At 62.1% G+C, this 15,070-nt stretch carries 13 protein-coding genes; 7 read left to right on the top strand and 6 right to left on the bottom strand.

Features of this window, described 5'->3' with window-relative positions:
• Positions 1–74 precede the first annotated feature (74 nt).
• The 7 genes from JWR51_RS03755 (at position 75) to ureG (ending at position 3,772) form a co-directional block, all read left to right on the top strand.
• Positions 75–530 carry a DUF4126 family protein gene (locus JWR51_RS03755; protein WP_299743879.1) on the top strand — a complete coding sequence of 152 codons (456 nt, stop codon included), beginning with the start codon at positions 75–77 and terminating at the stop codon, positions 528–530.
• Positions 531–606: 76 nt separating this feature from the next.
• Positions 607–990 carry an MliC family protein gene (locus JWR51_RS03750; protein ID WP_299743877.1) on the top strand — a complete coding sequence of 128 codons (384 nt, stop codon included), beginning with the start codon at positions 607–609 and terminating at the stop codon, positions 988–990.
• A gap of 2 nt (positions 991–992) precedes the next feature.
• Positions 993–1,580, top strand: coding sequence for a hypothetical protein (locus JWR51_RS03745; protein WP_299743876.1), 588 nt, complete (start codon positions 993–995; stop codon positions 1,578–1,580).
• 11 nt (positions 1,581–1,591) lie between these two features.
• Positions 1,592–2,056: an urease accessory protein UreE gene (locus JWR51_RS03740; RefSeq protein WP_299743874.1), complete on the top strand. Its 465-nt coding sequence runs from the start codon at positions 1,592–1,594 to the stop codon at positions 2,054–2,056.
• Positions 2,053–2,715: an urease accessory protein UreF gene (locus tag JWR51_RS03735; RefSeq protein ID WP_299743871.1), complete on the top strand. Its 663-nt coding sequence runs from the start codon at positions 2,053–2,055 to the stop codon at positions 2,713–2,715. Before JWR51_RS03740 ends, JWR51_RS03735 begins: the two co-directional genes overlap by 4 nt.
• Positions 2,712–3,143, top strand: a complete 432-nt coding sequence (locus JWR51_RS03730) for a DUF3995 domain-containing protein (protein WP_299743868.1) — start codon at positions 2,712–2,714, stop codon at positions 3,141–3,143. The genes JWR51_RS03735 and JWR51_RS03730 overlap by 4 nt, the downstream gene beginning before the upstream one ends.
• Entirely contained in the window at positions 3,140–3,772 is a 633-nt protein-coding gene (gene ureG / locus JWR51_RS03725; protein WP_299743865.1) for an urease accessory protein UreG, read from the top strand. Before JWR51_RS03730 ends, ureG begins: the two co-directional genes overlap by 4 nt.
• 9 nt (positions 3,773–3,781) lie before the next feature.
• Here the strand turns inward: ureG and glgX are convergent, their stop codons facing one another.
• The 6 genes from glgX to JWR51_RS03695 all read right to left on the bottom strand — a co-directional run bounded on the left by glgX (position 3,782) and on the right by JWR51_RS03695 (position 14,983).
• Positions 3,782–5,794 (bottom strand): glycogen debranching protein GlgX, encoded by a 2,013-nt coding sequence (gene glgX, locus JWR51_RS03720; RefSeq protein ID WP_299743863.1) that lies wholly within the window; start codon positions 5,792–5,794, stop codon positions 3,782–3,784.
• Between the two features lie 13 nt (positions 5,795–5,807).
• A complete protein-coding gene (locus tag JWR51_RS03715) occupies positions 5,808–7,442 on the bottom strand; it encodes an alpha-D-glucose phosphate-specific phosphoglucomutase (RefSeq protein WP_299743860.1) in 1,635 nt (544 codons plus the stop codon).
• The gene (gene glgA, locus JWR51_RS03710; protein ID WP_299744465.1) at positions 7,423–8,883 is read right to left on the bottom strand and encodes a glycogen synthase GlgA; all 1,461 of its coding nucleotides are present in this window, start codon (positions 8,881–8,883) and stop codon (positions 7,423–7,425) included. The genes JWR51_RS03715 and glgA overlap by 20 nt, the downstream gene beginning before the upstream one ends.
• On the bottom strand, positions 8,883–10,154 hold the full coding sequence (gene glgC / locus JWR51_RS03705; RefSeq protein WP_299743857.1) for a glucose-1-phosphate adenylyltransferase: 1,272 nt from the start codon (positions 10,152–10,154) through the stop codon (positions 8,883–8,885). The genes glgA and glgC overlap by 1 nt, the downstream gene beginning before the upstream one ends.
• 55 nt (positions 10,155–10,209) lie before the next feature.
• Positions 10,210–12,405 carry a 1,4-alpha-glucan branching protein GlgB gene (glgB, locus tag JWR51_RS03700; RefSeq protein WP_299743854.1) on the bottom strand — a complete coding sequence of 732 codons (2,196 nt, stop codon included), beginning with the start codon at positions 12,403–12,405 and terminating at the stop codon, positions 10,210–10,212.
• Positions 12,406–12,508: 103 nt separating this feature from the next.
• On the bottom strand, positions 12,509–14,983 hold the full coding sequence (locus tag JWR51_RS03695) for a glycogen/starch/alpha-glucan phosphorylase (RefSeq protein ID WP_299743851.1): 2,475 nt from the start codon (positions 14,981–14,983) through the stop codon (positions 12,509–12,511).
• Positions 14,984–15,070: the final 87 nt, after the last annotated feature.

Genomic DNA, 15,070 nt, shown 5'->3' with positions numbered 1-15,070 from the left:
AATATCGAACGATACAATCAACAATTTCCACGCTAGACTTTACCCACGTCACAAATGCCTTGGGGGCTTTCGTCATGATCTATGTTTTCGTTCTGCTTATCGGTGTTGTGGCGGGTCTGCGTGCCGCCACGCCAATCGCCGCCATCAGCCTGGGCGCCTATCTGGGCTGGCTTGATTTCACCGGAGCCTGGTACAGCTTCCTCGGCTCGCTGCCCGCCGTCATCATCCTGGGCATCCTGGCCATTCTCGAACTGGTCGGCGACCAATTGCCCACGGCGCCAAGCCGCAAGGTGCCGATGCAGTTTGGCGGCCGCGTCGTCTCAGGCGCCATTGCCGGCGCGCTGCTGATGCCGGGCAACTGGATCATCGGGCTGATCATCGGCGCCGTCGGCGCCGTACTCGGCACCCTTGGCGGCGCCGAAGTGCGCTCGATGCTGGCCAAGGCCCTGGGCCGCGACTTGCCCGCCGGCATCATCGAGGACATCGTTGCCGTCGTCGCTGCCCTGCTGATCGTCTACTACATCGTCTGATCGGTCCGCAGCCAAACTTCCGCCCTGCGCATCGCCTAGCAAAGGCTGCGCAGGGTGTCCTCACGGGAGTCGAAGAATGACCTTTCACGTCACGCGCGTTGCAGTGTCTGTCCTGCTGCTGGGTGCCTCGGCCGCGCCCAGCTTTGCCCAGGCCGTCCAGTCCACGCTGACCCTCAGCCTCGGTGGCGATGCCGAACAGCACAGCACTGCCTATGATTGCGGCGAGCTCGGCCAGATCAGCGTTGGCTACATCAACGCCGCGCCGAATTTCCTCGCTCTGGTGCCTTATGAAGGCAAGACGCTGATCTTCGCCGCCGCCCTGGCCGCCTCCGGTGTGCGCTACGTTTCGGGCAATTACGAATGGTGGACCAAGGGCGCCGAAGCCACGTTCCACGACCTGACCGCCGCCGAGGACGCCCCGCCGCTGGCGTCCTGCTCCGAAATCACCAACACCCCATAGCCATGGACGCTCTGCCGCCCCCCGAAATGTTCCCCCATGTCCGCATCGTCATGGGCATGGTCGTCGGCCTTGGCATCACCCGACTGCTGATGGGCGTCGCAGGTCTGGTGCAGCATCCGGCGCGGGCCAAAGTCTCGACCCTGCATCTGCTCTGGGCCTTCTCCATCCTTGTCGAACTGGTGTTCTTCTGGTGGTGGCAATTCGCTCTTTTCGAGGTCGACGACTGGACCATCGGCCTGTTCTTTTTCATCATCCTCTATGCCGTCACGCTGTTCATGCTCGCCGCCTTGCTATTCCCCGATAGCCTTGCCGAATATGACGGTTACGAGGATTTCTTCCTCAAGCGCCGCCATTGGTTCTACAGCCTCTTCGCCGCCACCTTCGTGCTCGACATCATCGACACGTTCATCAAGGGTCCCAACCATTGGCAGGAATTCGGCTGGCCTTATTACATCCAGGTCCCCGTCGGCCTCGCCCTCAGCGCCATCGCCATCTGGACGCCGAACCGGCGCTACCATCTCAGCCTCGTCACCCTGCACCTGCTGTTTCAGGGCGCTTGGATCCTTAGGCTCTTCAACACCGTCACCTGAGAAAGCCCTTCATGCTACGTGCCGTATCCCACCTCCCTGCCGGTCACGGCCAAGGCATTCCGTTCGCCAGTGTCGTGCTCGAACACGACGAACGTCGCCTCCGCCGCAAGCTGCTGCGGCTACAGAACGGCGAGGAAGTCATGCTCGATTTCCCCCAGACCATTACGCTGGACCACCAGGGGGCCATCCAGCTTGACGACGGCCGCCTTGTCGAAGTCATCGCCGCCCCAGAGCTGCTCTACGAAATCCGCGCCCGCGACACCGATCATCTGGTCCGCCTCGCCTGGCATATCGGCAACCGCCACACCTCGGCACAGCTTGAAGCCAGCCGCATCCTGATCAAGCGCGACCACGTGCTCAAGACCATGCTGGAAGGTCTCGGCGCCGTGGTCACCAATGTCTCGGAGCCCTTCTTCGCCGAGCACGGCGCCTATCACAGCCACGCCGAACTCGGCCACGCTCTGCTCGCCCGATGACCGAGCAAGGCGATCTGCAAAAGCTGCTGACCTGGCTCTCCCCTGCCTTTCCGGTGGGCGCCTTCGCCTGGTCCGCTGGGCTCGAAACCGCCATCGTCGACCGCCGCATCCACGACCGGGCCACTACGCACGACTGGATAGAAGCCAACCTCGCCCATGGCGGCCTCCGCACCGACGCCATCCTGCTGGCCCACGCCCACCGCTCATCCACCGATGCCACCGCCCTCGCTGAACTGGCCGATCTCTGCCTCGCGCTCACCCCGGCCCGCGAGCGTCACGACGAAACCACCATCACCGGCGACGCCTTCGCCAGCGCCGCCCGCGCCTGGCCCTCGCCGGTCTATGCATCGTTGCCCCAGCCCTGCCCCTACCCCATCGCGGTCGGCGCTATCGCCGGTGCCCATGGCATCGATCTGGCCGCCACGCTGACGGCTTTCCTGACCGCAATTGTCCACGCCCAGGTCTCGGTCGCCGTCCGCCTCGTGCCTATTGGCCAGTCCGATGGCCTGGCGATCATGGCGGCGCTCGAACCGGTTATCCTCGTCCGGGCCGAACTGTGCCAGCATGCCGCACTGGACGATATCGGCACGATCGCCTACGCCGCTGATATCGCCCAGATGCGCCACGAAACTCTTCCGACGAGAATTTTCCGCTCATGAGCATGCTGATCGCCGCCTTCATGTTCGTCGCCCTGCTGGCGGTTTGCTTTGCCCATCTGCTCTGGTCGATCGGCCGCACCTGGCCCATCCGCGAGGAAAAGCTGCTGGCCCAGACCGTCGTCGGCACGGCTGGCATCCAGCACATGCCGCCCAAGCTTACCTCCTTCGGCGTCGCCGTCTTCACCATCATCTCCGGCGTGACGGCTCTCGCTCTCGCCGATCATGACAGCGGCGGCGTGGGCATGACCCTGCTCGGCGTCCCCTTCGCGGCCATTTTCCTGGCCCGCGGCATTGCCGGCTACACCGCATGGTTCCAGGCCAAAACCCCCGAACCCAACTTCCGCCTCAACGACCGGCGTGTATACTCGCCCCTATGCTTGGCGCTCGGCGCTGGCTTTCTGGTTCTCGTGGTGATGAGGCTCATATGAAATCGTTGAATGGCCCCCTTCGCATCGGCATCGGCGGCCCGGTCGGTTCCGGCAAGACCACGCTCTGCGAAATGCTGCTCAAGGCGATGCGCGACCGCTATTCCATGGCCGTCGTCACCAATGATATCTACACCCAGGAAGACGCGCTGATCCTGGCCCGGGCCCAGGCTATCTCCGAGGACCGCATTGTCGGCGTCGAAACCGGCGGTTGCCCCCATACCGCGATCCGCGAAGACGCCTCGCTGAACCTCGCCGCCATCGCCGATCTGAACCGCAAATTCCCCGATCTCGACATCATCCTGATCGAAAGCGGCGGCGATAACCTGGCCGCGACCTTCTCGCCGGACCTGGCCGACCTGACGATCTACGTCATTTCGGTGGCCCAAGGCGAAAAGATCCCCCGCAAGGGTGGCCCCGCCATCTCCCGCTCGGACCTGCTGGTCATCACACACACCGACCTCGCCCCCTATGTGGGCGCGAGCCTCGCGGTGATGGAAAGCGACACCCAGAAGGTGCGCGAGGGTCGGCCCTACATTTTCACCGACCTGCTCCGCCGCGAGGCTCTCGACCAGATCATCGCCTATATCGAGCACGCCGGCGGCCTGCAGGACGCCGTCGCGGCAGAATAGAAGTGAGCATTAGGCGTCCGGGTTGTCGCGCACCAGCGCCACCACCGAGCGCGGCGTCAGGGTGACGGTCCCCTCGGAGAACGCCACATCGGCCTGGTCGTCGGATTCGATCCCCACCACCCACTCGCCCTCGGGCAAGCGCGCCACCACCGGCTCGGCGCGCCGGTTGAACCACACCAGCACCTCGTCGTCTTTGGTCCGCAATTGCATGCCGAGCACGGATGCGCCCGATTGCTGCCAGTCGCCCTCGTTCATTTCGCGCCCATCCGGATGCAGCCAGACCACATCGCGGATGCCCGTCTTGTCGGTAGCCCCGGTCAGAAAATGCTCATGCGTCAGCGCCGGATGGCTGCGCCGGAACCGCTGCGCCGCCGCGACGAAGTCCACCAGATCGCCATCATTGGTTTCCCAGTCCACCCAGGTGATTTCGTTGTCCTGCGCATAGGCATTATTGTTGCCGCTCTGCGTCCGGTACATCTCGTCGCCCTGCTGGATCAGCGGCGTGCCGCGCGACAGGAACAGGGTGGCGAGCAACGCCCGCACATCGCGTTTACGCGCCGCATTGACGCCTTCGTCGTCGGTTTCGCCCTCGACACCGCAATTCCACGAGGAATTGTTGCTGTGCCCGTCGCGATTGCCCTCGCCATTCGCTTCGTTGTGCTTGTCATTATAGCTGACGAGATCACGCAGCGTGAAACCGTCATGCACAGCCAGAAGGTTCACGCCACTCGTCGGCTTGCGTCCGGCAAAGTTGAAAATCTCGGCCGAACCGGTGACCTTGCCAGCCAGTGCGCCGATCTTGCCATCGTCGCCGCGCCAGAAGCTGCGCACTTCATCGCGGTAGGTGTCGTTCCACTCGCGGAATTCCTTGCCGAACTGCCCGAGCTGATAGCCGCCCGGACCCGGATCCCATGGTTCGGCCACCAAAATGGCCTTGCTCAGCACCGGATCGGCCTTGATCTTCTGCAACAGCTCGGCGTTCGGATTGAACCCCGGCTCGCGACCCAGCACTGGCGCCAGATCGAAACGGAAACCGGACACGCCCATTTCCTCGACCCAGTAGCGCAGGCTCTCGATCACCAACCGCTGCGTCGCCGGATGATCGCAACGCAGCGTATTGCCGGTGCCGGTATCGTTGACCAGATGCTGCTGCCCGTCCATTTCCACGAAGCGATAGTAGGTCTTGGCATCCAGCCCCATCAGGCTGAGCATCGGCCCGTTCTCGTCGCCCTCGCCGGTGTGGTTATAGACCACGTCGAGGATCACCGAGATGCCGTTCTTGCGGTACAAATCGGTCATGTTCCGCAATTCCTGCGGCCCGCGCGGCATCAGCCGCGGATCGGGCGCGAAATAGCTGACCGGATTATAGCCCCAGGCATTGGTCAGCCCCAGGCTGGGCAAATGCCCGTCGTCGATCCAGGCCGCGATCGGCATCAGCTCGACCGTATCGACGCCGAGATACTTGAAATGGTCGATCACCCGCCGCGTCGTCAGCGCCGCAACGGTGCCGCGCAACGGCCCCTGAACGCTCGGGTGGCGCATGGTGAACCCACGCACATTGAGCTCATACATCAGCTTGGGCGCACGATTACGCGGCATGATGGACTCATTGCCATCGCTCACCACCACCGCTTTGGGGATCAGCGGCGCCGTATCCACGGCCTCCTGCCGATCGAGGCGCAGCCGCGGCGAGCGCACGAACACCCGGTCCAACCGGCGCGCATATGGATCGACCAGCAGCTTTTGCGGATCGAAGAAATAGCCCTGCGACGGATTGTATTCGCCATCTGCCCGCAGGCCGTAGCGCGTGCCCGCACCCAGCCCGGCGACGAGGCCGGCCCGGATATTGTCCTGATGCACATCGAGCTCGAACCGATCGGTCTCCTGGTCTTGCTCATCATAGATGGAGACCCAGATCTTGGAGGCGGACTCTGAATAGACGGCGAAGTTCACACCCTGGTCGACGATGGTCGCGCCGAGCTTTTCGATGCTCCCCGCACCGGGGACCAGACTGGGCTTCATCAGATTGCCGACGTTAGGTGATGACACTGGGTTCCTGACGGCCGGTTCGCTGCTTGAGTCCGGAGAGCTGGTCGGCGAGGTCGATGAGGGACGCAAGGGCGGATTGGGTCTCAAGATCGTGTCGTCCATCGGCTGCCTCATAATTTTCGAGATACAGCCGCAACGTCGCTCCGACAGTGCCGGTTCCACTCAAGCGCAGGACGATGCGCGACCCATCGGTGAATCCGATGCGAATTCCCTGCTTGGCGCTGGTCGATCCATCGATCGGGTCGTGATAGGTGAAGTCGTCCGCATAGGCGACCTGCAGGTCATCGCCGAAGTTCTGGCCCACGAGGCCAGGCAGCTTGGCGCGCAGGTCATCCACCAACTTGTTGGCGATGCCGGCGTCGACCTCTTCATAGTCGTGCCGCGTATAGTAATTGCGCCCATAGGTCGCCCAATGCTCACGCACGATCTGATCGACGCTCTGCTTGCGCGACGCAATAATGTTGAGCCAGAGCAGGACCGCCCATAAGCCATCCTTCTCGCGCACATGGTTCGAACCCGTGCCCGCGCTTTCTTCGCCACAGATCGTTACACGACCCGCATCGAGCAGATTGCCGAAAAACTTCCAGCCCGTGGGCGTCTCGTGCATTTCGATGCCGAGCTTTTCCGCCACCCGATCCGCCGCCGCGCTGGTCGGCATCGAGCGCGCAATGCCCGCAATGCCGCCCTTATAGCCGGGTGCCAGATGCGCATTGGCGGCCAGCAAGGCCAGCGAGTCCGACGGCGTCACGAACCGGTTCTTGCCGATGATCAGGTTGCGGTCGCCGTCGCCATCCGAAGCCGCGCCGAAATCGGGCCCTTCGGGGGTCATCAGCAGGTCGAACATGTCCTTGCAATAGACCAGGTTGGGATCGGGATGGCCGCCGCCGAAATCCGGCAGCGGCTTGCCATTGACCACGGTCCCCACCGGCGCGCCCAGCTTGCCTTCGAGGATGGCATGAGCATAGGGTCCGGTGATCGCGTGCATGGCGTCGAACGTCATGGTGAAGCCGCCAGCGAACAGTGCTCGAATGGCCGGGAAATCGAACAGCGTCTCCATCAGCGCCGCATAGTCAGCGACCGGATCGATGACCTCAACGATCATCCCGCCAGAATTCTGGATGCCAAGCCGCCCCAGTTCGACATCGCGATCATTGGCGATCTTGTAGCTCTCGATCACTTTGCTGCGCGCAAACACTGCGTCGGTGATCTTCTCAGGCGCCGGGCCACCATTGCCGATATTGTACTTGATGCCAAAGTCGCCATCTGGGCCGCCCGGATTATGGCTAGCCGACAGGACAAGCCCGCCAAACGCCTTATAGTGCCGGATCAGGTGGCTCGCGGCCGGGGTCGACAGCAGCCCCTCCTGGCCGACGATCACCTTGCCGAACCCATTGGCGGCAGCCATGCGGATCGCGGTCTGGATGGCGACGTCATTATAGAAACGACCGTCACCCCCAATCACCAGCGTCTTGCCCTGGAAATCTTCAAGGCTATCAAAGATCGCCTGTAGGTAATTTTCGACGTAGTTTTCTTGGCTATAGACCTTTACCCGCTTGCGCAGGCCCGAGGTCCCCGGCTTCTGGTCGTCGTAGGGCGTCGTGTTAATCGTTTGAATCGTCATTTAATTTCAGCCCTGTCAGTGTGGCGTAGAGATCGGCATAGCGGTGCGCGCTCGCTTCCCAGGAAACTTCGGACTTCATCCCCCGCCGTTGAATCTTTTTCCAGGTCTTGTCGTCATTGTAGAGCCGAACCGTCCTGCGGATCGCCTCGTAAAGCGCATGCGCACTATTGGCGTCGAACATCACGCCCGTCGCCACGCCCGCATCCAGCGCCGCCGGATTGGCGTCAATTACCGTATCCGCAAGCCCGCCGATCCGGCTGACCACCGGCACGCAGCCGTAGCGCAGCCCATAAAGCTGGGTCAGCCCGCATGGCTCGAACCGCGACGGGATGACGATCGCATCCGCCCCGCCCTGGATCAGGTGCGATAATTCCTCGTCATAGCGCGTGATGATGCCGACCTTGCCGGGATAGAGGCCGGTGGCATGGCGGAACCCGTCTTCCAAATACCCTTCGCCCGATCCCAGCACCACCAGGCGTGCGCCGAGGCCGACGAGCCCGGCCAGCGCCTGCAGCAGCAGGTCCATGCCCTTCTGGTCGGTCAGCCGGCTGATGACGCAGAACAGCGGCCCATCCTCGCCGTCGAGCCCAAATTTCTCGACCAGCAGCGCCTTGTTGGCCCGGCGCATATGCACCGTATTGCCCGAGTATTTTTGCGGCAGCGCCGGATCGGTCATCGGGTCCCAGGCGGCAATATCGATGCCGTTGAGAATGCCGATCACCGTATCGGCGCGCCCGTTGAGCAGTCCCTCGAGCCCCATGCCGAATTCCGGCGTGCGGATTTCGTCGGCATAGTTCGGGCTGACCGTCGTGACGTAGTCAGCGCATTCCATGCCCGATTTCAGGTAGGAAATCCCGCCGTAATATTCGACGCCCCCCACCTCGAACGCCTGCGGCGGCAGCCGCAATTGCCCGAAGATTTCACGCCCGAAAAAGCCTTTGAACGCCATGTTGTGGACGGTCATGATCGTCTTGATGCCCGAAGGCGCGCCATACTTGATATAGGCCGGCACCAGCCCCGCCTGCCAGTCGTGGCAATGGATGACCTGCGGGTGATAGCCATCGACCAGCCCCCAGGCCAGTTCCGCCGCGACCCAGCTTAGCGCCGCAAAGCGCTTCCAGTTGTCGGGCCAGTCCCAGCCGTCCGGCGCCACATAGGGATTGCCCGGACGGTCATAGAGATGCGGGGCCTCGATGACGATCAGATCCAGCCCAGCGAACCGGCCCGCGATCAATTTGCCGGGGGCGCCAAACAGGTCGTCGATTTCCGCGACCACCCGTCCGCCATTGACCTTGCTCATCACCGCCGGATAGCCCGGCAGTAGCGTACGCAGGGTCACGCCCTTATCGCCCAGCGCCAAAGGCAGGGCGCCGGCCACGTCGGCCAGCCCCCCGGTCTTGATCAGTGGATAGACTTCCGCAGCAACGGACAGAACTTCGATCATCGGCTCGCCAGGTACTTGTCAATCATCGCCTGGGTGATCAGCGTCACCCCCTGCTCGCTGCGCCGGAACCACTTGGCGTCGAATTCGGGATCTTCGCCAACCACCAGTCCCTCGGGAATATTCACCCCGCGGTCGATCACCACCTTCTTCAGCCGCGCGCTCCGCCCGATATCGCAATAGGGCAGCACTACCGCTTCGTTCAGCTCGGAATAGGAATGCACCCGCGAGCCGGTCGATAGCAGCGTCTTCTGCAGGTAACCGCCGGAGATAATGCAGTCGCCCGAGACCAGCGAATTGACCGCCGTACCGCGCCGTCCGTCGAAGTCATGCACGAACTTGGCCGGCGGCGTGATCTCCGCATAGGTCCAGATCGGCCAGTCGCGGTCGTAGAGATCGAGCTGTGGCTGGATATCGGTCAGGTCGATCGATGCCTTCCAATAGGCGTCGATGGTGCCCACGTCCCGCCAATAGCTGACGTCTTCCTTGGAGGAGCGCACACAGGAGCGGTTGAAGCGGTGCGCCCAGGCGGTGCCGTTCTTGACGATATAGGGAATGATGTCCTTGCCGAAATCGCGGCTGGAGCCTTCGGTGGCGGCGTCGCGGCGCAGTTGTTCCATCAGGAACCGCGTCTCGAACACATAGATGCCCATCGAGGCCAGGGCCATGTCCGGATTGTCCGGAATGCCCGGTGGGTCCTTTGGTTTCTCGACGAAATCCACCACCCGGTCGCGCCCGTCGACATGCATGACGCCGAACCCGGCGGCTTCCATGCGGGGCACTTCGAGGCACCCGATGGTGACGTCGGCGCCGGTGTCCACATGCTGGCGCAGCATGATTTCGTAGTCCATCTTGTAGATGTGGTCGCCGGCCAGGATGACGATGTAACGCGCGCCGTAATCCTCGATGATGTCCATGTTCTGGTACACGGCATCGGCGGTGCCCGCATACCACATGTCCTCGGCCACGCGCTGGCTGGCGGGCAGCACGTCGAAGCTTTCGTTACGCTCGGGGCGCAGGAAGTTCCAGCCGCGCGACAGATGCCGGATGAGGCTATGGGCCTGGTACTGCGTCGCCACCGAAATGCGGCGAATGCCCGAATTGATGGCATTGGAGAGCGCAAAATCGATGATGCGCGACTTGCCGCCAAAGTACACGGCCGGCTTAGCGCGCCGGTCCGTCAATTCCATCAGCCGCGTACCGCGGCCACCGGCGAGCACATAGGCCATGGCCTCGCGTGCCAGCGGTGAAGGAACTCTGTAGTCTGCCATCTTACCCTCCACAATATGCCCGGATTGGTCCGGGACGTATCTCAATGAGACCGGCTCATTCCGGCTCGAATTTCAGGAACAGTGTCGATAGCGGCGGCAGATACAGCACTGCCTCCGCCGGCCAATGCTGGCCCTCCACAGCCACGGCGGTGACCGTGCCGTGATTGCCGGTATTGCTGCCCGAATACCAACCGGCATCGGTATTGATCCGCTCCACCCACTTGCCGGCAACCGGCATCGGGATGCGGTAATTCTCGCGCGGCACTGGCGTGAAATTGGAAATCACCAGCACAGGGTCCGCCCCTGGCGCCTTGCGCACCCAGGCAAACACCGAATTGGCATAGTCATTGCCGATGATCCACTCGAACCCGTCGGGCTCGCAGTCGCGCTCGTGCAGGGCCGGCAACTGGCGATAGGCGGTGTTCAAATCCGTCACCAGCCGGCGCATGCCTTCATGCGCGCCTGCGTCCAGCAGCCACCAATCCAGCGACTTGCTCTCGGCCCACTCTTCGCGCTGGGCGAATTCCTGGCCCATGAACAGCAGCTTCTTGCCCGGATGGCCCCACATGAAGGCGTAGTAGGCGCGCAGGTTGGCGAATTGCTGCCAGTCATCGCCCGGCATTTTCTCGATCAGCGAACCCTTGCCATGCACCACTTCGTCATGGCTCAGCGGCAGCACGAAATTTTCGGAGAACGCGTAGACCATGCCGAAGGTCATGTCGTTGTGGTGGTATTTGCGATGCACCGCCTCTCGGCTCATGAACCGCAGCGTGTCGTTCATGAAGCCCATGTTCCACTTGAACCCGAAGCCAAGTCCGCCGGTATAAGCCGGGTGGCTGACGCCGGGCCATGACGTGGATTCCTCGGCGATCATGAACGTACCGGGATGCAGCCGGTAGGCTTCGACATTCACCTTGCGGATGAACTCGACCGCTTCCAGATTCTCATTGCCGCCGAGCTTGTTGGGCACCCACTGCCCGGCCTGGCGCGAATAATCGAGGTATAGCATCGACGCCACGGCATCGACGCGCAACCCGTCGATATGGAATTTTTCCAACCAGTAGAGCGCATTGTTGACGAGGAAGCTGACGACTTCGCGCCGCCCGAAATTGTAGATCGCAGTGTTCCAGTCGGGGTGGTAGCCCTGCCGGGGATCGGAATGCTCATAGAGCGCCGTGCCGTCGAAATGCGCCAAGCCGAACGCATCGGTTGGGAAATGCGCTGGCACCCAATCGAGGATGATCCCCAGGCCTGCTTCGTGCGCTGCATCGACGAAGCGCGCAAACGCCGCCGGGTCACCGAACCGCGCCGTGGGAGAATAGAGGCCGGTCGGCTGATAGCCCCAGCTCGGATCGAACGGATGCTCGGTGATGGGCATCAATTCAATATGAGTGTAGCCCATGTCGGCCGCATAGGGCACCAACTGCTCGGCCAACTGGTCATAGGTCAAAAACCCGCCATCCGGACGACGGCGCCAAGATCCTAAATGCACCTCATAAATCGTCATCGGCGTGCGGCGCCAATCGCGGGTCGCGCGCTCTTCGATGTACTTCTGGTCGGTCCATACGAACGGCGTCGGATCGGGCACCACCGAGGCCGTCTTGGGCCGCATTTCCGACTGCCGCGCGAACGGATCTGCCTTCAGCGGCAGCACCACCCCATCGGGCCCGACGATCTCGAATTTATACAGCGTTCCCGTGCCCAGCACCGGGATGAACACTTCCCAGATGCCGTTCTCGAACCGATTGCGCATCGGATTGCGCCGCCCGTCCCATTCGTTGAACGGCCCAACGACGCTGACGCGCTTGGCATTGGGCGCCCAGACGGCAAAATGCGTGCCGTGAATGCCCTCGAATTCCATCTCATGGGCGCCGAGCTTGTCGAACAGCCGCAAATGGCTGCCTTCGCCGATGTAGTAATCGTCCATCGGGCCGAGCACAGGGCCGAAGCTATAAGGATCGTAGACGTCCCATTCGCCGCCGGCATTCTTGGCGTGATAGCGGATCGGCTGGCGCTTATCGACCTTGACCTGGCCCTCGAAAAAACCGGCCGGATGCCGTGGCGTCAAAAAGCCAAGCTCGGTGCCGTCGAGCGTGAACGCTTCAACCAGTTCGGCATGCGGAATGAACGCGCGCAGCACCCAGTCGGCGCCGATCTGCTGCAGCCCCAGAAAGCCGAACGGATTGGCGTGCCGTCCGGCGACGATTGCCTCCACCTCTGTCGAGTCGGCCTGCCAGATTTCCTTGCTCAAACGTCCGTCCCCCTATGGTCCGTTGCGGCGCACCAGTGCACCACATGTGACCTTATGTTTCCTGGCGGCCTGATCTTGAGGTCAGTTACCGCCAGTTCTGTCGTCATGCGGGCACCGTTACGCCCCAGATTTCAGCGGCATATTGCCGAATGGTGCGGTCCGACGAGAAGAACCCCACATTTGCGGTATTGCGGATCGCCATGGCGTTCCATTTCCGCTTGTCGGTCCAGATGGCATCCACCTGCGCCTGCGCTTCCACATAGGCGTCGAAGTCACGCGCCACCATGAACCAGTCATGGTCGTATAGCGCACCGATCAGGTCGCGATAACGGTTCGGATCATCGGGCGAGAACACACCCGACGAGATCGAGCCCAGCGCTTCCTTGAGCCGCGACGAGTTATCGATCGAGGACCGCGGCACTTCGCTCTTGGCCCGCCTCTCGTTCACTTCATCAGTCGATAGACCGAAGATCACGATATTGTCCGCTCCCACTTCCTTGTGCATTTCCACATTGGCGCCATCCATGGTGCCGATGGTGATCGCGCCATTGGCCATGAACTTCATGTTGCCGGTGCCGGACGCTTCCATGCCAGCCGTCGAAATCTGCTCGGACAGGTCCGCGGCAGGTACGATCACTTCGGCAAGGCTGACATTGTAGTTGGGCAGGAAGACCACCTTGAGCAGGCCACGCACCGCAGGATCGTTGTTGATGACCCTGGCCACGTCATTGATCAGTTTGATGATGAGCTTGGCGTTCCAATAGCCCGGAGCCGCCTTACCCGCGAAAATCTTAACGCGCGGAACCCATTCGCGTTCCGGATGCGCCCGAATTTCATCATAGGCGGCAACGGCTTGGATGATGTTCAGCAATTGCCGCTTGTATTCGTGAATGCGCTTGATCTGCACGTCGAACATTGCGTCCGGCGACACCACGATGCCCAGCCGATCCTTGATCAACTGCGTCAGCCGCTGCTTGTTGGCCATCTTGACCGCCGCGAACTGTCCCTGGAACGAGGGATCGTCGGCATGTGCATCGAGCCCCTTGAGCAGCTCGATATCGTCGAGGAAGCCAGGTCCGATGCGGTCAATCACGAGTTTGGTGAGCCCCGGATTGCACTGCATCAACCAACGCCGCGGCGTAATGCCATTGGTCTTGTTGTTGATGCGATCCGGATAGAGCTTGTGCAGGTCCGAGAACACCGTCTTTTTCATCAGCTCGGTGTGCAGCGCCGAGACGCCATTGATCGAGTGCGATCCGACAAAAGCCAATTGGCCCATGCGGACGCGCCGGCCGCCTGCCTCATCGATCAGCGACACATTGGCGATCTGCCCGTCGGTGAACTTGGCGCGCACCCGCGCCTCGGTCAGCACGTCGGCATTGATCTGGTAGATGATCTGCATGTGGCGCGGCAGCAGCCGTTCCAGCAGCGCCACCGGCCAGGTTTCGAGCGCTTCGGGCAGCAGCGTGTGATTGGTATAGCCGAACACGCCGCGGCTGAGCTTCCAGGCGTCGGCCCACTTCAGCCCATTGTCATCGACCAGGATGCGCATCAGCTCGCAGATCGAAATGGCCGGATGGGTGTCGTTGAGATGGATCGCCACCTTGTCGGGCAGCGAGCCCATATCGCCATATTGCTGCAGATGCCGCCGCACGATGTCCTGCAGCGAGGCCGACGAGAAGAAGAACTCCTGCCGCAACCGCAATTCCTGGCCCGCCGCCGTCGAGTCAGCTGGGTACAGCACGCGCGTGATCGCTTCAGCCCGCGAGCTTTCCTCCAGCGCGCCGATATGGTCGCCTGAGTTGAACTTATCCAGCAGGATCGGATCGATCGGCTGCGCACTCCACAGCCGCAGGGTATTCACCCGCGCGCCGCGCCAACCCACGATCGGCGTATCGAAAGCCACTGCCAGGACATGGTCGTTCGGCCGCCATTCCTGGCGGATCGTGCCGTCCGGATCGGTCACCGGCTCGACATGCCCGCCAAACCCGACTTCATAGGCGCTTTCGCGCCGCTCGAATTCCCACGGATTGCCATGCGCAAGCCATTCTTCGGGCAATTCGACCTGCCAGCCCTCGCTCATTTCCTGGCGGAATAGACCGTGCACATAGCGGATGCCGTAGCCATAGGCCGGGATCTTGAGCGAGGACATGGATTCGAGAAAGCAGGCGGCGAGCCGCCCGAGGCCACCATTGCCGAGCGCCGCGTCCGGCTCCAGCGACAGCAGGTCGCCAAGCTCGACGCCGAGCGACTTTAGCGCATCCTGCATCGGCTCCATCAGCCCGATATTGCTCATGGCATCGCGCATCAGGCGGCCGATAAGGAACTCGAGGCTGAGGTAGTAGACGCGCTTCAGCGAGGTCCGCCAGGTGTCGCGGCTCGACTCCATCCACTGGTCGATAATGCGGTCGCGGACCGCATAGATCGTCGCCTTCAGCCAGTCGTGTGGCCGGGCGACAATCGGGTCTTTACCAATGAAATAGGTGAGCTTCTCGAGTATCTCCGCCTGCAGCGCTTCGGTCGTCAGACCACGGCGTTGAGGGACAGGGGCATCCAAAATGATGGGCTTTTGCTGCATTGCGGCAATCCGGTCAGCATGACGATGTATTCCCCTCTAGACGTCCACTGTTGCATTGAATCGACAGTTGGGGAAGGCCCGTAAAAA

The organism is Devosia sp. (genome assembly GCF_028290625.1).
Taxonomy (GTDB): domain Bacteria; phylum Pseudomonadota; class Alphaproteobacteria; order Rhizobiales; family Devosiaceae; genus Devosia.
This window is presented reverse-complemented; position numbering and strand designations above follow the sequence as displayed.